This window comes from Halomonas citrativorans, from assembly GCF_900163645.1.
Taxonomy (GTDB): Bacteria; Pseudomonadota; Gammaproteobacteria; order Pseudomonadales; family Halomonadaceae; genus Vreelandella; species Vreelandella citrativorans.
The window spans coordinates 1-17754 of sequence record NZ_FUKM01000002.1 but is presented as its reverse complement, the minus strand read 5'-3'; the positions used below and the strand labels follow the sequence as shown (position 1 = coordinate 17754).

At 53.4% G+C, this 17754-nt stretch carries 15 protein-coding genes and 1 tRNA gene; 7 read left to right on the top strand and 9 right to left on the bottom strand.

Annotated elements, in window-relative coordinates; genetic code table 11:
* Window positions 1-154: 154 nt before the first annotated feature.
* The 5 genes from CZ787_RS00190 to CZ787_RS00170 all read right to left on the bottom strand — a co-directional run bounded on the left by CZ787_RS00190 (window position 155) and on the right by CZ787_RS00170 (window position 6285).
* Entirely contained in the window at window positions 155-1555 is a 1401-nt protein-coding gene (locus CZ787_RS00190; protein ID WP_087105320.1) for a sigma-54-dependent transcriptional regulator, read from the bottom strand.
* Between the two features lie 11 nt (window positions 1556-1566).
* Complete coding sequence (locus CZ787_RS00185; RefSeq protein ID WP_087105319.1) at window positions 1567-3012, bottom strand: sensor histidine kinase; 1446 nt, start codon at window positions 3010-3012, stop codon at window positions 1567-1569.
* 108 nt (window positions 3013-3120) lie between these two features.
* Entirely contained in the window at window positions 3121-4299 is a 1179-nt protein-coding gene (locus CZ787_RS00180; protein ID WP_087105318.1) for a PQQ-dependent sugar dehydrogenase, read from the bottom strand.
* A 99-nt stretch (window positions 4300-4398) separates the two neighbouring features.
* On the bottom strand, window positions 4399-5292 hold the full coding sequence (locus CZ787_RS00175) for an AEC family transporter (protein ID WP_087105317.1): 894 nt from the start codon (window positions 5290-5292) through the stop codon (window positions 4399-4401).
* Between the two features lie 78 nt (window positions 5293-5370).
* A complete protein-coding gene (locus tag CZ787_RS00170; protein WP_087105316.1) occupies window positions 5371-6285 on the bottom strand; it encodes a LysR family transcriptional regulator in 915 nt (304 codons plus the stop codon).
* A gap of 180 nt (window positions 6286-6465) precedes the next feature.
* On the opposite strand from CZ787_RS00170, the gene CZ787_RS00165 reads away from it, so the two are divergent.
* Window positions 6466-8427 (top strand): ligand-gated channel protein, encoded by a 1962-nt coding sequence (locus CZ787_RS00165; RefSeq protein WP_087105315.1) that lies wholly within the window; start codon window positions 6466-6468, stop codon window positions 8425-8427.
* A 153-nt stretch (window positions 8428-8580) separates the two neighbouring features.
* Here the strand turns inward: CZ787_RS00165 and CZ787_RS00160 are convergent, their stop codons facing one another.
* Window positions 8581-10797, bottom strand: a complete 2217-nt coding sequence (locus CZ787_RS00160) for a TonB-dependent receptor domain-containing protein (protein WP_087105314.1) — start codon at window positions 10795-10797, stop codon at window positions 8581-8583.
* A gap of 274 nt (window positions 10798-11071) precedes the next feature.
* On the opposite strand from CZ787_RS00160, the gene CZ787_RS00155 reads away from it, so the two are divergent.
* The 4 genes from CZ787_RS00155 to CZ787_RS00140 are packed head-to-tail and all read left to right on the top strand — an operon-like array spanning window position 11072 to window position 15010.
* Window positions 11072-11995 carry an iron-siderophore ABC transporter substrate-binding protein gene (locus CZ787_RS00155; RefSeq protein WP_087105313.1) on the top strand — a complete coding sequence of 308 codons (924 nt, stop codon included), beginning with the start codon at window positions 11072-11074 and terminating at the stop codon, window positions 11993-11995.
* A gap of 39 nt (window positions 11996-12034) precedes the next feature.
* On the top strand, window positions 12035-13048 hold the full coding sequence (locus tag CZ787_RS00150) for a FecCD family ABC transporter permease (protein WP_087105312.1): 1014 nt from the start codon (window positions 12035-12037) through the stop codon (window positions 13046-13048).
* Between the two features lie 7 nt (window positions 13049-13055).
* Complete coding sequence (locus CZ787_RS00145; protein WP_087105311.1) at window positions 13056-14204, top strand: FecCD family ABC transporter permease; 1149 nt, start codon at window positions 13056-13058, stop codon at window positions 14202-14204.
* Window positions 14201-15010: an ABC transporter ATP-binding protein gene (locus CZ787_RS00140; protein WP_087105310.1), complete on the top strand. Its 810-nt coding sequence runs from the start codon at window positions 14201-14203 to the stop codon at window positions 15008-15010. The genes CZ787_RS00145 and CZ787_RS00140 overlap by 4 nt, the downstream gene beginning before the upstream one ends.
* Before the next feature lie 20 nt (window positions 15011-15030).
* Here CZ787_RS00140 and CZ787_RS00135 read toward each other — a convergent pair whose 3' ends face one another.
* Window positions 15031-15621: a hypothetical protein gene (locus tag CZ787_RS00135; RefSeq protein ID WP_087105309.1), complete on the bottom strand. Its 591-nt coding sequence runs from the start codon at window positions 15619-15621 to the stop codon at window positions 15031-15033.
* 113 nt (window positions 15622-15734) lie between these two features.
* Here CZ787_RS00135 and CZ787_RS00130 point away from each other — a divergent pair.
* Window positions 15735-15811, top strand: a tRNA-Ile gene (locus CZ787_RS00130).
* 97 nt (window positions 15812-15908) lie between these two features.
* Complete coding sequence (locus tag CZ787_RS00125) at window positions 15909-16196, top strand: hypothetical protein (RefSeq protein WP_254908502.1); 288 nt, start codon at window positions 15909-15911, stop codon at window positions 16194-16196.
* Between the two features lie 102 nt (window positions 16197-16298).
* On the opposite strand, the gene CZ787_RS00120 is transcribed toward CZ787_RS00125, so the two are convergent.
* A complete protein-coding gene (locus CZ787_RS00120; protein ID WP_087105308.1) occupies window positions 16299-17117 on the bottom strand; it encodes a hypothetical protein in 819 nt (272 codons plus the stop codon).
* 68 nt (window positions 17118-17185) lie between these two features.
* A partial coding sequence (locus CZ787_RS00115) for a DNA adenine methylase (protein WP_087105307.1) occupies window positions 17186-17754 on the bottom strand: 569 nt, incomplete at its 5' end.

Sequence of the window (17754 nt, the reverse complement as noted above, 5' to 3'; positions counted from 1 at the left end):
AAGGGTCGCTAGCCGTGTACCCGCGCTATCGCAGCCAGACGCTTGCATCGTAGAAGCGCCTGGCTATGTCGATAAAACACGCATCAAGGCACTGTTGTTGGCCTTTTCATACAGAGTCCTGTTGGTCTAGTCCCGTTGAACCAGTCCTATTGCTCTACTCTTCGCTATCTTCAAGTCGGCGATAGAGTGTGCGTCGAGCGATACCCAAAAGCTCCGCTGTTCGGCGTTTGTTGCCTCCAGTCGCTTCGAGCACTTTTCGAATATAGCGCTTTTCCACTTCCTCCAGGCTAGGCCATCGAGTAGGCGAGGGCGTCGGTAACTGTGTACCAGGCAGTACTTCTCCGCTTAACGTCGGGGTGATCTCGGCACTAGCTTCCGTATGAGAATTTTCGCGCAACCGTTCAGGTAAGTCCTGGTGCTGCAAAAGACCCTCTTCACTGAGCGTTACCGCTCGCATAATGGCATTTTCCAATTCGCGGACATTACCAGGGTAAGTGTAATTCAGCAGGCTGTTGAGTGCCTCGGGCTCAATTTGCTCAATCTGTTTGTTTTGCGCTTCCGAATGTTTATCAATCAACGCAAAAATCAGATGTTCAATATCACTGCCCCGTTCACGCAGGGGGGGAATGCGCAGTGAAAAGGTTTCCAGACGATAAAACAAGTCGCTACGAAAACTCTCCTGCTCAATCTCTTTATCCAGATTGCGGTGGGTCGCCGCGATGATGCGCACATCCACAGTTTCTTCGCGCTCGCCGCCGACCGGGCGCACGGTTTTTTCCTGAAGCGCCCGAAGCAGCTTGGCCTGGAGGTTGATCGGCATTTCGCCTATCTCATCTAAAAACAGGCTGCCACCTTGAGCGGTATGAAAAAGCCCTTTGCGCGCTTCATTGGCCCCAGTAAAGGCGCCTTTCACATGGCCGAAAAACTCACTTTCCATCAGGTCAGCAGGTATGCTGGCACAGTTGACGGGTATAAAGGGGGCCTCATGGCGAGGGCTCTCCTGATGAATGGCGCGCGCCAAAAGCTCCTTGCCGGTACCGCTTTCCCCCAGAATAAGAATGGGTGCATTACTTTTAGCCAACCGCGATGCGTCATGAAACAGCGACTGCATAACATTACTTTTGCCCACAATGCCATGAAAGTGGCTGAGCTCTGTATCGTGTGAAAGCGATAGACGCTGGCGCTCCAGCACCCGAAAGACCGCCTCACGGATAGCGTCAAGGTCAAGTGGCTTGGTCAGGAAGTCGTTGGCGCCAAGCTTGAGCGCTTCAACTGCCTGATCGATAGTGCCAAAAGCGGTAATAACGATGATCCCCAATTCGCTGCCACTTTGACGAATTTGCTGCAGCAACTGAATGCCCGTCATCCCCGGCAGGCGTACATCGGTAATCATCATGGCCACAGGGGTATGGCTTAGTAGGGCAATGGCCTCTTCAGCGCTTGGCACGCCAAGCGTTTGATAGCCCGCATCGTTCAACTCTTCTTCTAAAAGCTCTCGGATAGCGGGGTCATCTTCCACTACCAGCAAAGGTAAAGGATGTTCCTGATGGGTCACAAATGTTGTCCTCAAGCGGATGCGGTTTCACTAAGTGGAAGTGTGATTTCAAATCCAGCGCCACCAAGAGCGCTGTCAAACACACCAATCGTACCGCCGTGGTCATTAATAATACGGTGCACCATGGAGAGCCCCAAGCCACTGCCTTGACCCACCGGTTTGGTAGTGAAAAATGGGTCAAAAACGTGCTGATGATTGCTAGCAGGGATGCCAGGGCCGTTGTCTTCTACATAGAGCGTTAATTCATGCTTATGCGTACGTACTCGTACGCGAATATGGCTTACGTTAGGTGCTTGCGCTGCATTACGCAGTAGATTGGTAAGCACCTGAACGATTTGCTGTTCGTTTGCCAGTAAATGAGGCGTGGGCGAGGGAAGATGGGTATCCAACCGGATATTTCGCGGTTCAAGCTCCTCTTCTACTAAATCGCTGGCAGTTTGAATTAACCGGTCTAGCGCCAGCTCGCCTTTTTCGACATTATGCTGTCGGCCTAATTCCATCAATTGACGAACTATTTCGACAATTCGCTCAACTTCGCCGCGAATGCGTACAAGTTTCGCCCGTTCCTCATCGCCAATGACATTTCGGCGAGCTAGCCGCTGGGCCTGGCCGTTAATAACCGTAAGGGGGGCGCCAATTTCGTGGGCGACGCCAGCCGCAAGAACACCCAGTTCTGCCAGTTTTTTGGATTTACGCAGGCGCTTTTCAAGCTCAATTTCACGCTGTTGACGCTCTTCAATATCGTGATCTTTTTCAGCCATGGCGTCGAGCATGCCGTTTAAGCCTGAGGCAAGCCGACGATACTCATCCGGGCCGTCTATCGTCGCACGCTGGCTACGATCACCGTCTTCCACCAGCAGCATAACGTGCAATAAACGATTAAGCGGACGTTCAATATAGCGCCTAAACCCCCACCAAATGCTAAAGACGATGCCAGCCGCGCCAATGACAAACACCAGAACCGCCACAATGCTTATAAATCCGGTGTAATTTTCGATGCCGGTATTTAAGCGGTTAACCTGAAGCACACCATGAACGGTACCATCCTGGGTGCGTAGTGGGATGATGGCTGAGTAATAGGTCCAGCCATCATGCTGGCGATAATTACTGTAAAGGTCATCGCGCTCAATCACCTGGCGGATCTCTTCGGGAGAGAAAAGGTCTTTGCCTAAGCCCAGCCCGTAAACTTCGCGTCCCTGAAGGTCAAAGACGTAAGCGCCATAAATTCGATGGAACGAAAATGCCGATTGCAGCGCTTCTTCTAGCGGTGTTGGGCTGTCTCGGGAAACTGCACCACTCAGCGAGGTGCTAAGCGCCCGAGTAATGATCTCGACTTCTGTTTGCAATTTGGAGCGAACATTGTCTTCCAGTGATTTTATGGCCACTAAGCTGAACACCACCAATACAACAAACAGCGGTACGATGACGGTGATGATAATTAAATTACGAAGTCGCATGCTGCTTCCATGGTGGCATTAAGCGTTTCATCAGTGAAAAGCATTATCAGTAGAAACGGCGGTTGATGAATAGAGTTATGAAAATAGGGCCATCAAAGAATCGCCAGCTTAAGGCAATTCAGCAGGCAGTAGCCGATAAAGGCTGCCTTGGCGTTCATCGGTTAGCAAGTAAATGGCACCGTCTGGGCCTTGGCGCACATCACGAATACGGCCAATATGACCATCAAGAATACGCTCACTTTCAGTAACTTCATCGCCATGAAGCGTGAGGCGTAGCAGCTGTTCACTGCTTAAACCACCTGTGAGCAGGTTGCCTTCCCAAGCGTTGAACGTGCTTCCTCTGACTTCGGCTAAGCCGGATGGTGCAAAACGTCCTTCAAAGTCATAATTCGGGTCTTCCATGCCTGGCAGCGACTTTTCGCCCATGGGTTGCTGAGTAGCGTAATCGTTGCCGAGCGTCACGTCAGGCCAACCGTAGTTAGCACCTGCCTTGATGTGATTCAGCTCATCACCCGTGAGCGGGCCATGTTCCGATACCCACGGCTCACCGTTTTTCAATACGGTCATACCTTGAATATTACGATTACCCAGCGAGTAAATCTCATCTCGGGTGCTGGCATCATTCACAAACGGGTTGTCTTCCGGCACACCTCCTGTTTCGGTCAAGCGCAGCGTAGAGCCTGCGTGGTCATCGCGCGCCTGCGCTCTGGAAGGCTCTGAACCCCGGTCGCCAACGCTCATAAGCAGCGTACCATCGTTTAACCAGGCCAAGCGTGAGCCGTAATGGCGACCAGGAGCCGAGGCACGATCCTGCTCAAACAAATGCTCTACATCGCCTAATTGGTCATCTTGCCAGTAAACACGCGAAAGCGCTGTACGGCTGTTATTAGCGTCGGGTTTACTCCAGGTAACGTAAATCCAGTCGTGTTCGCCGCTGCCGTCTGCAAAACCCGGGTGCAGTACCACGTCAAGGAGGCCTCCCTGGCCATAATGATTGACCGTTGGCATGCCCTCAAGCGCCTGATATTCACCGCTGCGCGAATCCACCAGATTTAGTCGCCCGTTGCGCTCGCTCACCAGGAAGCGGCCATCCGGAAGAAATGCCACCGCCCAAGGGTGTTCAAACCCCGTGGCTACCCGCTCAATGGCAACGGCTAGGTGCTCGGTTTCGATAGATTCATGGACAACGTCAGCGTGCGCCGTACCCAATGCACTTGTTAGCAGCAGTCCGCCCAAAACGGTTGATAGCCATGAATTAACCGGCCTGGCGTTTTGTTCCACATGCATAGCGCATTCTCCTGTAGTGATGAGCCCAAGGGGAACCTCAGCGGGGCGAACCTTGCAATAAGGCTTTCATCAGTCTAGCAGGGACTTTTCCTATTGGGCTCATTCCCCACCAAGAGAAGGCATTAGGAGTGCTAGCAGTATCGGTAGGTAGATCAGTGCTAACAGGGTCGAGCAAAATACCAGGCTGGCCACATAGGCTGGCTCACGCCGGGCACGCTGGGCAAATAAATAGTTAAACACCGCCACGGGCATGCACATTTGTAAAACGAGAATGCCTTGCGCCAGCGGCGGAAGCCCTACCCAGCCTGCGATGAACCAGGCCGCCACCGCCGCCAACGGTATGCGTACAAGGCTAAACCCTAACCCGGAACGCAGGCTTTTTACCTGAATGCTCGCCAAGGAAACACCCAAGGTGATCAGCATCAACGGTACGGTAAAACCGGACATAAGGCCCACGGTGTTGCCAAGCCAAGGCGGTAGTGAGGTATTGGTTAGTAGCAGCACCATGGAAATTAAAATGGCATATACCGTCGGGGTCTTAACGAGCGTCTTTAGCGGGTTGCCTTGGCTGTTGAGAACAGAGCCCAGAGTGAACTGGAACAGCGAGACCGTCACCATCACCGTGATGCCATAAGCAAAACCAGCGCTACCAAATGCATAAAGAACCACCGGTAGCCCCATGTTGCCGGTATTGGGGTACATCATGGGAGACAGCAGAACGCGCCAGTCGCGGCGCAGCAGTTTGGCAACAGCAAAGGTCGCTAGCCCCATGGTGATGATCACCAGCGCAGTCGCCAGCATGGTGCGACCAAAGGTGTCGGCATCTATGTCGGCACCCGCAAGCGAGGCCAACACCAGCGAGGGCGTACCGATGTTGAAAACCAGTCGAGTAACAAAATCGACAGGATAAGGGTGTCCTAGCCGAATCCACAAAAAACCTAACCCCGCACCGGCCAGTACGGGGGCCATAACAGCAAACAGTTCGGCAAGCATTAACGGTCCTTGGCAATCGCGGGTTGCCTATTGTCGTTAATGAGCCTGCTAATAGGCAAGGCGAATACGCAAAATTCGTTAAGCGTTTACTGCTGAACGTTGCCACTGCACGGGAACGTGCTGGCGTAAAAAATCAAGCAACGCGTTGGTTCGCCGAGGTTGGTGGCCGTAAGCGTAGAGCAAGTTAATGGGTAACGGCGTAGGTTCCCAGCCCACCAGGCAAGGGACCAGCTCGCCAGGGTGATGTTCTTCACGCCGTTTAACTAACCAGTGGGGCAGTAGACCTATCCCCTGATGACCAGCAATGGCGTCGATATGCAGCGCGGTCAAATCGACGCGAAGACGCGAGTGTGGCGGGTCGAAAAGATAGTCACCGTGCCTGGCGTGATGGAGCGTTAACCCATTTGATGCCGTGTTGAGCAAGTCGATCCAGGCATGCTGGGGTAACTCATCAGGATGGGTTGGCGACCCGTTTTCGGCCAGGTAGCGTGGGCTGGCATATAACCCGCGGGTTAAATGGCCCAGACACTCCTGGTTAAGCCCGCATTCATTGGTAAAGCCCAACCATACATGCACGCTATTGCTGTGCATTTTGGTGGGCGGCGTTTCACGGGTTCGAAGCTCTAGCTCTACTTTTGGGTAACTGCTTAAAAAGGCATTGACCACAGGGGCCATCCAGATACGTGCCAAGGCCCCATGGATTTCCAGAGTGACTTTGCCACTGATTTCTTCGCGCAGCTCGGCCAAGGCTTCCTGGCTGTGGCTTGCCATTGAGAGCAATTCAGTACAGTAAGTATGAAATAGCAGGCCAGCCTCGGTAGGAATTAAACGATTGGCCTGACGCCGCAGTAATGGCTGATTAAGCCGCGCTTCCAACTGGCTGATACGACGACTCAGTGTTGATTTTGCTAACCCCAGCTTTTGCGCACTGCGTGTCACGCTACCGGTCGCCATTACATCCGCGAAAGCAGCCAGTTCGTCAAAGTCATACATGGTCGCGCCACAGGTCAGTTAAGAAGTGTCTATTGTGCCACTTTAAAGGTGGAATGAAAATAATTGGCATTTATGTTTCGTATTACCGAACACGCCGTACCGTCCCTTGAAGAAACTTTATAGGTAGCATTGTAATGCTAATGTTTATCATTTTGATTTGTATTTTTACAAGGGAAACACATGCTAGGCTCATTTCGTCTAACGTTACTTACTACAACGGCGGTTACTTCGCTGGCAACAAGCACCGCGCTGGCCCAGCAGCCTGAGACATTAGGCAATATGGTGGTGACCGCTTCGGGCTTCGAACAGCAGATAAAGGACGCTCCCGCTTCCATTAGCGTATTATCTCGCGAGCAGCTGGAGCGAGGCCATTACCAAAATATTACGGACGCGCTGCGCGATGTTCCGGGGGTAACGGTAACCGGAGGCGGAGGGGGGGATGGCGGGCACGACATTTCCATTCGCGGTATGCCTGCCCAGTACACGCTGGTTTTGGTAGATGGTCGTCCGCAGAATTCTCGAGAATCGCGTCCGAACGGTAGCGCTGGTTTCGAACAGGATTGGCTGCCGCCCCTACAAGCTATTGAACGTATTGAAATCGTGCGCGGGCCCATGTCGACTCTATATGGATCAGACGCTATTGGTGGGGTCATCAACGTGATCACTCGCAAGGTGGCCCAGCAATGGCATGGCAACCTTCAGGTCGATACCGTGCTGCAGGAAAGCAGTTCTTCAGGCGATAGCCGTCAAGGTAACTTCTACCTAAGTGGGCCGCTGGTGGGCGACACCCTAGGGCTTCAACTCTATGGTCAAGCCTCCCAGCGTGATGAAGACAACATCATCAATGGCTATGAGGATAAAAGCCTGCAGAGCCTGACCGCGCGTTTAAGTTTGGCGGCCAGCGACAACCACGACGTTACCGCCGAGGCGGGTATTACTGAGCAAGAGCGCCAAGCGTTGATGGGGCGTTCTGCGCCTTCTGAAGGTTGCCGTGGCGGCTGCTCTGACAGCCTCAACAAATTTACCAATCGGCATATGGCGGTGACCCATAGCGGTCGTTTTGATTGGGGTACCAGCGAAACGTTCGTTCAGCGCGAAAATAGCCGCAACGACTCGCGGGATATCGAAATTACCAACACGACAGCCAAGACCAGTGCCGTCATTCCGCTTAGCACGCACATGGTGACGGTGGGGGCCAGCTACGAGGAGGAGAAGCTGGAGGATGGCACTACCAACCAGATTTCCGACCTTACTACGCTTGATCAACGTCAGTGGGCTGTGTTTGTTGAAGACGAGTGGATGTTGACCGATAGCTGGTCGCTAACAGGCGGTATACGCCTTGATGAGTCGGATAAATACAGCAGTCATATAAGCCCACGACTTTACAGCGTCTGGAACATGACGCCGGACTGGACACTGAAAGGGGGCGTGTCTACCGGGTATCGCTCACCCAATATTCGTGAGACGGCGCCCGGCTGGGGGCAGGTTAGCCGCGGGGGCAACGTATATGGCAATCCGAATTTAAAACCGGAAACCTCGCTCAACAAAGAGCTGGCGCTTTATTATGGAAATGAAAATGGGTTTAACGGCAGCTTGACGGTTTTCCATAACGACTTTGACGACAAGATCACCCGCATTGCATGCCCTGTTTCAATTTGTGATGCAGGCGCCAACGACTTTGGCAGTGACCCGACGTACCGCATTAACGTTGATGAAGCGATAACGCGTGGGGTGGAAATCAGCATGGCCGCACCGCTTAACGAATCGCTTGATTTAACCGGCAGCTACACGTTCACCGACTCCGAACAGAAGAGTGGTGAGTACGCCGGTAGCCCGCTGACGCAACTGCCTCGCCATCAAATTTCAGCATCGCTTGATTGGCAGGTGTCTGCTCGGTTAAGCCAGTGGACCAGAGCAACCTACCGGGGTAAGGAGAGCCAGCCGGTCACCGGGCCTTCCTCAAGCTCCACTATCGCGCCTTCTTACACCTTTGTAGATACAGGTCTTGGCTATCAACTGAATGCCAATACGCAGCTTAATGCCGGTATCTATAACCTGCTGGATGAAACGATTACTTACGATGAGTATGGCTATGTGGAAGATGGCCGCCGGGTGTGGTTAGGCTTGAGCGTGGATTTTTAATTCTTCTAAAGCACATTAACCAAGCGGCCATTTTTAAGTGGTCGCTTTTTTTATAGCGGTTATATAAGAGAGCGCTATAAAAAAAGCCCCGGCAAAGCCGAGGCGTAAAGAGAGCATTGAAACAGCAAGCAGGTCCGTTCAAGTAGGAGGCGATTAGAACTCGTAAGTAGCTGAGACCCAGAAATTACGGCCATCCAGGGCGACGCCGTCGGTTGCGCGCCATGTTTGCGTATACCGATAAGCGACATACTCGTTACCCTGGTACTCGAACGTGTCGTGACTGGAAAAGTCTTTGTCAAAAAGGTTTTGAACGGCGCCGGTGAGTCGGATGCTGTCAGATACCTGGTAAGAGCTTCGAAGGTTGAAAAGCGTATAGCCATCAAGCTTATTGCCCAATTGTTCATACAGCGCCAGATTTTCACCCGAAGTGGGCAGGCCTGACGAGAAGCGGTCCCGAGAAGAGTAGTATTCGCCTTCCAGTGATGTTGTCCAGCGATCATTAATCGCCCAGCTTAGATCAGCTGTCAGCTTGTGTTTGGGCGCGTTGGTAAGCGGTTGACCTTCATTCTCTCCGGAAGTGATTTCGGTGTCAGTGTAGGTATAGCCACCGCTGATCGCCCAAGCCGGGGTAATTTGGTAGCTGCTGCTTAGCTCAATACCACGGGTTTCCGCACGATCAATATTGATTGATTGGTCAAAGCTGGTTTGCTGAGTGAAGTTCCCTACACTTAAGCAGTTAGCGGCATTGGCGTAAGGCTGATTGCCATTATCGTCAATATACTGGCAGTTGGGCAGGCTGTCGCCATCAGCGATACGGTCGCGAAACTGGGTATAAAAGACAGTTGCCCCGGCAGAGAAGCCGCTAAGGTTGTCATAGATCGCACCCACTTCATAGTTGGTACTTTTCTCGGGCCCGAGGTCTGGCGAGCCGAGGCTGATTGTTTGACCTTGATTGGTAAAGCCATTAACGCCATCGTGTAACTGGTTCAGCGTGGGCGTTTTGTACCCTTGGCTAATACCCCCTTTAAGGGTTAACTGGTCAGTGGTATTCCACACTAAGTAACCGCGCGGGCTAAAGTGGCCACCGAACGCATCATGGTTTTCATAGCGGCCGCCCAGGGTTAGCGCTAAGTCATCGGTTAGCAGCCACTCATCTTCGGCAAAAAATGACCAGCTTGACTGAGAAAATTTCTCGTTGCCTGCAGTGCCTTCTTTAAGCTCAGCATCAATATACTGAACGCCTACGGTCACCATGTGGTCATCCAGCGGTGCAATGAACTTGCTGTCGACCACAGTGTCACGGTTTTCCAGAAGGCGTGGCTCGCCTCCTTGAGCTATATAGCCATAGTCAGGTGCGTTTCCGGCAGGCAGCGTACGCCCGAGCGATTCCGTAAAAGTATGCGTAACGCTACTCTCAAGGGTGCCTGCGGCGTAGTGGCCGGTATGCCCTACGGCAATTTGGTCGCGGTTAAAGCGCAGCTCATCTGAGTAGCCGAAAAACTTACCCGGTTGGGGGGTGGAACAGTCATCACGCGTTAAGCCATCCAGGCTGCCCAAGCGACAATCTGAGTTGTCGTACACCTGGCGGGAGCGTTCGGCATCCAGCCAAAATTCGTTGGTATCATCGGGCGTTAGGTTTAAGCGCCCGCCAATCGAGTAGATGCGCGCTTCGGAAGGGCGTGGGTCACGCCCTACACTGTTTTCTACCATGCGCTCAGAGCTATCGCGGTCAAACAAGCGCCCACGCAACTGTAGGCCGAGTGTATCTTCAACCAGCGGGCCTGAGGTGTAGAGATTAATTGCTGAGTTGTTGCCCGCATCACGATCTTGCTGAAAGGTGTTCTCAAGCGTTACTGAGCCTGCCCATTCAGTACTAACGCGACGAGTAATTATATTGATAACCCCGCCCATGGCGTCCGACCCATAAAGAGTGGACATTGGGCCACGGATAACTTCAATACGCTCAATCGCTGAAAGGGGCGGCATAAAGCTGGTTGAGGTTTCGCCAAAGCCATTCGGCGTTACATCGCCTGAGGCATTTTGGCGGCGCCCATCAATCAGGATGAGCGTATAAGCACTTGGCATGCCTCGTATGGAGATGTTGTAACCGCCTGTTTTGCCGGTTCCAGAGCGAATATCGACGCCTGGAATATCCTTGATAGCCTCGGCAATGTTGGAAAACTGGTTTTGCTCCAGCTCTTCCCGCGTTACCACAGAGATACTCGCAGGGGCACTATTTAGCGTTTGCTCATACCCGGAAGCGGTCACCACCATGTTATTAAGCTGGGTATTTTCCTGAGCATTGGCCGCGCCAGCGGTAAGCCCAAGAGCAACAGCGCTGGCTAAAGCATTACGAGTAAAGCGTGGCATAGCGATCCCCTTGGTTAACGATTCGGTAATGATATTTATTATCAAATGAGGGTGGGATTCTAAAAAGAAAAGTTCCCATGCGCGAGTCAATGTCATGGAACAATGCGTTGCTAAAATCGAAACACAGGGAGGCCCGGTTTAGGGGCAGGGGGATTACACAAGCGGTGTTCTTTGTGTTGCGTAAAATGGAACGACGGGTTCTATTTAATATAGATGCAAATGTTTTTGAGAATCGTTACTATTCGAACGAATGGTCTAAGAATAGAGGTTCACTATGCTGCGTTCGGTACTGCGTCTTGGCTTGGCCGGTGTGCTATTGAGTAGTTTGGTTGCCAATGCACACGCACGGGAGCTGGATACTGCTTTTGGAGAAATTGAAGTGCCTGATGCGCCGCAGCGTGTAGTAACGCTATATGAAGGCGCATTAGACGCAACGTTGGCTGCAGGTGTCACCCCGATAGGCGCAATTGCTTCGCGTGGCAGCAACGATGTCGCTGCTTATATTGGTGAACACACGGATGTAAGCGCGCTGGAAATGGTCGGTGTTACCCGTGAACTCAATATCGAAGCGGTGCTTCGTTTACAGCCTGACCTGATTCTTGCAGCGCCCCAGCTTTCTGAAGAGCAGTACCAGTTGCTGTCACGTATTGCCCCCACGGTCGTGCCCAAAACAAGCGGTTTTTCTCGCGACAGCTGGAAAGCAGAAACGCAGCTGTTTGGTCAGGCGCTGGGTAAAGAAGCAGAAATTGATGAAGCGCTTGAAAATGTGGAGCAGCGCGCCGCAGAACTTAACGAACGTTTGAGTGATGCTAATGTCGGCGGCACCGCTTACCTGGTGCGGTGGATGCCTGCTGGCCCCATGGTCATGTCCTCTGAGCTGTTTTCAACCGGAGTACTTGCTTCGACAGGGCTGATAGTGGAAGACGAAGGCCTGGTCAGTGAGGGCAGTGCCCATAGCGATGTATTAAGCCTTGAAAACCTCTCATTGATTGACAGCGACTGGCTATTTCTTGCCACACTAAATGAAGATGGCCAGCAAGCGTTGGATGCTGCCGAACAGAGTAATGCCTTCACCCGTTTGAATGTTGTGCAACAAGAACACGTTGTGCCTGTGAATGGCCAAGTATGGAGCAGCGCCTCAGGGCCGCTGGCTGCCCAGGCCATCCTGAACGATATCGAGCAAGCGCTCTTGCCTTAAGCGTCCTTTCTATCAAGGTACGCCTGTGAAGGAACGAACATGACAGTAAGTTCGCTAACGCAGCGCTTTGAACAACGAACGCTGCTGTTAAGCCTGCTCACCGCCCTAGTGGCGGTGAGTGTCGTTAGTTTGCTGGTGGGGGCTGGTAGCGTTTCGCCATTACAAGCGCTCTCTATACTGTTGGGTAGCGAAGACAGTGACGCGCATTTTGTGGTATGGGGGTTGCGCGCGCCACGCACCTTGATTGGCATTGTGGTGGGTATGGCACTGGGGGTTTCAGGTGCGCTCTTGCAAGCCGTTGCGCGTAACCCGCTAGCGGAACCGGGGTTGCTGGGCGTCAGTGCGGGGGCGGCGTTTGCTGTTGCGTTGGCGCTAGTGCTGGGTTCAAGTGCGGCAACCCTGCGTATTTCCGTTGCGCAGTTGGGTGCATTGATAGGCTGCCTCTGCGTATTGGGCGTAGCGCGTTGGCGCGGCGTGGGTAATGACCCAGTGCGCCTGGTGCTGGCCGGTGCTGCTTTCTCAGCGTTGCTGGGAGCGATGACCGCGCTACTGCTGCTGTTTGACCAGCGCTCTGCTGACGAAGTGCGCTTCTGGGTGATTGGCAGTTTGGCGGGCCGTCGTCTGGAAGATCTAATAGCCGTATTGCCTTCTATCGCCTTTTGCACGCTTTTGGTTGCGCTGATTGCGCGCCCTTTATCCGCATTAGCGCTCGGGGAGCGGATGGCATCGGGACTGGGGCATCATCCCCAACTGATTCGTGCATTGGTCGTACTTTGCGTAGCGCTATTGGTTGGGGCCGCAACGGCCATTGCCGGGCCTATTATTTTTGTCGGGTTGGTAGTGCCTTTTGTTGCTCGCGCGTTTGCCGGGCCGGATATCCGACGCACCCTATGGTTTTGTTTACCGATTGGCCCGTTAATCGTCGTCTCGGCCGATGTTATTTCCCGCTTGGTGGTCGCTCCCTCTGAACTACCGCTGGGTGTTCTTACGGCATTGTGCGGAGCGCCTGTGCTTATTGCTGTTGTACGCGCCCGCCGTTTACCCATGTTATGAGTTTGTTATGACGCCTCGCTGGTTAAAAGCTGAATTCAAAAAACAGGGCGCCACGGCTGTGGTTGCGAGAACACCCGGTATGGGCATGGCGCATTATGAAAAAGAGCCGGTAGAGCCGCCAGCGGGATACTGGCGCTGGGGCGAGCACCGAGGCGATGGCTACAGTATTCTGCTTGAGCAGCGAGCCGTTTGGGTTAACAGTGGATTAGCGGTTGTACTGCTGCTCGCTTGCATTGCCTACCTTAGCCTTGGCACCATCACCCTGGACCCGCGTGATGTAGTACAAGCGCTGGCTGGGCAGGGCGATATGATGACCGGTTTTATGGTGCAGGAGTTACGCTTGCCACGGCTTGTGGCCGCCTGTTTGACCGGAGGCGCCTTTGCGCTGGCGGGTATTTTGATGCAAACGCTGGCACGTAACCGCTTGGCCACGCCCGGTATTATTGGTATTGATAACGGTGCCACTGCCTTTGCGGTGGCCTCCGTTGTGGGGATGAGCGTATCGCTGGCGCCTTCCGCGATGGCCTTGACCGGCGCCGCCACGGCTGCCGTTATTACCTTTGGGCTTGCTGCTGGCAGCGGCACGCAAGGGTACCGGTTTATCGTTGCGGGTATTGGGGTAGGGGCCATCTTTGGGGCCATCACGCAACTGATGTTGGCGCGCGTGGCTATCGATACAGCCAATGCTGCTTATCCCTGGACTGTCGGTTCCCTCAATGCCCGTTCCGGCGGCTCAGTCCAACTGCTGGGAATTGGCTTAGCGCTGGGCTTTGTTGCTGCGCTGGTGCTGGCACGCTCACTCACGGTGTTACGGTTTTCCGACGCTACGGCCAGTGGGTTGGGCATCAACACCACCGTGCGCCGTATCCAAATATTACTGCTATCGGTTGCTTTAACGGCCTTGGCCGTTGCGGTGGCGGGGCCCGTAGGCATGGTGGGGCTAATCGGCCCTGAAATTGCCCGTGCACTTTCCACTCCGCGCCATGTGCCGGTAGTGGCGGCTACGCTGGCAGGTGCGCTCGTGATGGTGTTAGCGGACCTTGCGGGACGAACGCTACTGTCCCCAATCGAACTGCCGGTTGGTATTGTCACCGCCATCATCGGCGGCCCCTGGCTTTTATGGATTTTGATGCGCCCGCAACGGAGTCACGCATGAACGATTTTCGAACCCCGCCCACCCTGGCGACCCACGCATTAAGCATGGGTTATGGCACGCGGCGGGTGATCGATGGCTTGGAGGTGACACTGCCCAGTGCCAAAGTGACGGCCATTGTAGGGCCTAACGGATGTGGTAAATCGACATTACTTGCGGGCCTGGCGCGTTTGCATAAGCCCGATGAAGGTAGCGTGTTGCTCAACGGTGAAGATATTCAACGCTTACCGTCTCGCCAACTCGCCACGCAGTTGGCGCTGTTGCCCCAGGAAGCTATCGCCCCAGAAGGGCTAACGGTAACGGAACTGATTCGCTTTGGGCGTCAGCCGCATCAGGGCTGGTTGCGGCAATGGTCGGCCGAAGACCAGGGGGTGGTACAACACGCGCTTTTAGCGGCAGGGCTTGAGGATTTAGCGGATCGACCCATTGACGCCCTTTCTGGTGGGCAACGCCAGCGTGCGTGGATCGCCATGACCATCGCTCAGCAAACGCCGCTACTGCTACTGGATGAGCCGACTTCCGCGCTTGATTTAGGTCACCAGATCGAAGTGTTTGAACTGGTGCGCCACTTGGCTGGGCATGGGCGCACCGTGGTGATGGTACTGCATGATTTAGCCAGCGCCTGCCGCTACGCGGACCACTTGATCGCCATGTGTGATGGGAAAATTGTTGATCAAGGCGCGCCCGCTAATGTGGTCACGCCAGAGCTGGTGCGCAAGCTGTATCAGGTCGACTGCACGTTACTTTCCGACCCGGCGACCGGTAGCCCGTTACTGGCGAATGTGCGCCGGGCGACCGAGCCCGCTTAAAAAGATTATTCGCTAAAGGCTTAACGGTTAATCAGCAAGGCATTCAGGGTAATGGGCACGTTATCGTCAATCTGTTGATAGCCAAGCATGGATAGCAGAGTACGGACCGTGGTGTTTGCCATTAACGTCTTGCCATCCAGCGTCATTGGCTCTGCGTGAGTCACCCTTACTTGATTCAAGCCTTCGCGGGTAAAGCGCAAGGGCACCGACTCCTCCCGGCTCACCATTTCGTTTTGTACGCGAAAGGTAATGGTCTCGACCAGCGACTCATTAATATCCAATGCATCCAGCCGCTCCGGAGGCATCTGCCCAACCAGCGTGACCAGGGTGGTATTCGACAGCAGCGCGACCCACGGTGGTAGATCATTAAAGCGCGAAAGCAGATCGGTCTGGCTCAACTTGAGGGGAAGGCGCAGCGTGCCATCGGGCGAAATATCACCTTCTAAATTACGCACCTGATGATGATGTGTTTGAGGTGTCGCCCCGTTGAGCTGGGTAATCGCCGCCTCTACATGCGACTCACCAGGATCGAGCTGCCAATCGGCCTGAACAGGCGCCGTTAGCAGCAACGGGAAAAGAGCAATCAAAGCTTTCAAGGTGCGTCTCCGCATAAAGAACTCCACTTCAAGACCTGCAATCCCGTAAAAAGTGCCATTCCCGCACGAAGATACGTGCGTAGGGGTAGCCTCGCCCCGCCACATTCGCTATTATATGCACGCTTTTCGGGCCTATAGCTCAGTTGGTTAGAGCAGGGGACTCATAATCCCTTGGTCGTAGGTTCAAGTCCTACTGGGCCCACCATTAAAATCAGTAGCTTAGCAGTTTTATCTGGTGAGTCCCCTACTCCAAGGGTACAGTTTCGGTACAGCGCCGATCTTTCAGACCCTGGAGATTTATTGTGGCCACCATCGTCAAGACCCCCTCTGCAACCTGGAAAGCCGTCATCCGCAAGTCGGGCTGGCCTACCACTGCAAAAACCTTCCGCACCAAACGTGACGCCCAAGATTGGGCACGCCGCACTGAAGACGAAATGGTGCGCGGCGTTTATATCCAGCGTAGTGCCTCTGAACGAATGACGCTTGAAGCAGCCTTAAAGCGTTACCTAGCCGATATCACTCCTACCAAGAAACCCAGCAGCCAGAAAAGCGAGCGCCACAAGGCGAATACGCTTGTTGAGCATTTGTAAGCGCGCGCCATACTTGGCACTATCTCGCACTGGATTTGGCACCTAATGCAAAGACTGTGATCTATTTATTTAGCGCTTCCTTTGGCACCCCTGGTTACTGGTTCAGTCATTGCACAGGGCACACATATTTATATCTCGAAGTGCTATATACTTCTTGCCGCTTTGTGCAGATCGTAGAGAGCCTAAAACAAGAACGTGCATGCCTTCTGCTTCATGGTCGAACTGAAAGCCAAACCTTTTCTTGAAGTCAGAGTAGAGTTCAGCTGGAACCATAACGCTTAGCTCATCACGCTCTCCCGTGTTCAGCCAGAAGGCACCGCTGTACGATGTACCGGTATCGTAAATTAGCCCCCAAAAACCATGGAAGCTCTTTTCATGGTTCGGCCCTATATCGTTGAAATTTACGAAGAGCTTATTAACTGGCAGGCTAAAGTGTTGTGGAAGCTCGATTATCGTAGATGAGTTTCTGAATTGCTCGGACGCAATCAAACTTTTAAGAAGTGGTCGTAGGCGCCTATTCATTTTGGAAGGGCCTCTAGGCCCATCACCTTGAAATTGGCCTCCTTTGGGTGCCCCGGGCGAATCATCTTCACCCTCTATATGAAAGCTTCCACGTCCCCTACAGGTTGTATCAATAACAATATGGTCCATGGGGTTTCGTAGAATATCTCTGACTTCAGTGCTGCCTAAACGACTCTCACCCAAAGAAGCAGCAAGATCACAGTTTTTTGAATGTGGTCTTGCACCGAAACAGGCTCCTTGACCACTGGTCGCGGCTCGCTTGAAGTAGGCCTGCATTCTACATCTTGGATCTGGGCATATGAGGTGTCGCCGCTTCTCCGCTATTTCATTTTGCGGTAGAGCAGCAAAGGTTGTGATGTGGTACGTTACCCCATCTAATGTGCAGTAAGCGGTATCCATAAGAGCTCCTGAATAAGTGTTTACCTAGAGCGATCTTATGCTCACTTAGGGGTGGTGATAAACCTCTATTAAAACAACCCCGCTGGCTCCGCCTCCACATCCCAACTAAAGATCAGCACTTCTTTGGCGTCTGAGCCTTTTCCGCCGCCGACGGTGTAGCGGATGTCGATGGTTTCGATGTGGTAGGCCGCGAAGATCCGGCGGATGTCTGGGTGGTCGTTGAGGCTGATGATGGCTTTGCCTTTGAGCTTTGCCAGCATGCTCGCCATTTGTTCGTACTGTTCTATGCCAAAGGGTACCCCATATCCTTCTGTCTGCCAGTAGGGTGGGTCCATATAAAAGAGGGTGTGTGGGCGATCATACCGCTCAATGCAGTCTTGCCAGCTTAGATGTTCAATAAAGGTGCTGGCCAAGCGCAGGTGGGCTGCCGAAAGCGACTCCTCCAGGCGCAGCAGGTTTAAGCCCGGTGGTGCGGTGGTTGCAGTGCCGAAGCTTTGGCCTTCAATACGGGCACCGAAGGCGTTCTGTTGTAGGTAATAGAAGCGGGCTGCCCGCTGTATATCAGTGAGCGTTTCAGGCCTTGTCATCTTCAGCCACTCAAACACCTGACGGCTGGAGAGCGCCCACTTAAACTGCC

Bases quoted from the DNA above. Each gene is read 5' to 3' on its own strand.
- CZ787_RS00180 (WP_087105318.1), bottom strand. From the start codon at position 4,299: ATGCATGTGGAACAAAACGCCAGGCCGGTTAATTCATGGCTATCAACC.
- CZ787_RS00175 (WP_087105317.1), bottom strand. From the start codon at position 5,292: ATGCTTGCCGAACTGTTTGCTGTTATGGCCCCCGTACTGGCCGGTGCG.
- CZ787_RS00165 (WP_087105315.1), top strand. From the start codon at position 6,466: ATGCTAGGCTCATTTCGTCTAACGTTACTTACTACAACGGCGGTTACT.
- CZ787_RS00135 (WP_087105309.1), bottom strand. From the start codon at position 15,621: ATGCGGAGACGCACCTTGAAAGCTTTGATTGCTCTTTTCCCGTTGCTG.
- CZ787_RS00150 (WP_087105312.1), top strand. From the start codon at position 12,035: ATGACAGTAAGTTCGCTAACGCAGCGCTTTGAACAACGAACGCTGCTG.
- CZ787_RS00145 (WP_087105311.1), top strand. From the start codon at position 13,056: ATGACGCCTCGCTGGTTAAAAGCTGAATTCAAAAAACAGGGCGCCACG.
- CZ787_RS00155 (WP_087105313.1), top strand. From the start codon at position 11,072: ATGCTGCGTTCGGTACTGCGTCTTGGCTTGGCCGGTGTGCTATTGAGT.
- CZ787_RS00170 (WP_087105316.1), bottom strand. From the start codon at position 6,285: ATGTATGACTTTGACGAACTGGCTGCTTTCGCGGATGTAATGGCGACC.
- CZ787_RS00185 (WP_087105319.1), bottom strand. From the start codon at position 3,012: ATGCGACTTCGTAATTTAATTATCATCACCGTCATCGTACCGCTGTTT.
- CZ787_RS00140 (WP_087105310.1), top strand. From the start codon at position 14,201: ATGAACGATTTTCGAACCCCGCCCACCCTGGCGACCCACGCATTAAGC.
- CZ787_RS00160 (WP_087105314.1), bottom strand. From the start codon at position 10,797: ATGCCACGCTTTACTCGTAATGCTTTAGCCAGCGCTGTTGCTCTTGGG.
- CZ787_RS00120 (WP_087105308.1), bottom strand. From the start codon at position 17,117: ATGGATACCGCTTACTGCACATTAGATGGGGTAACGTACCACATCACA.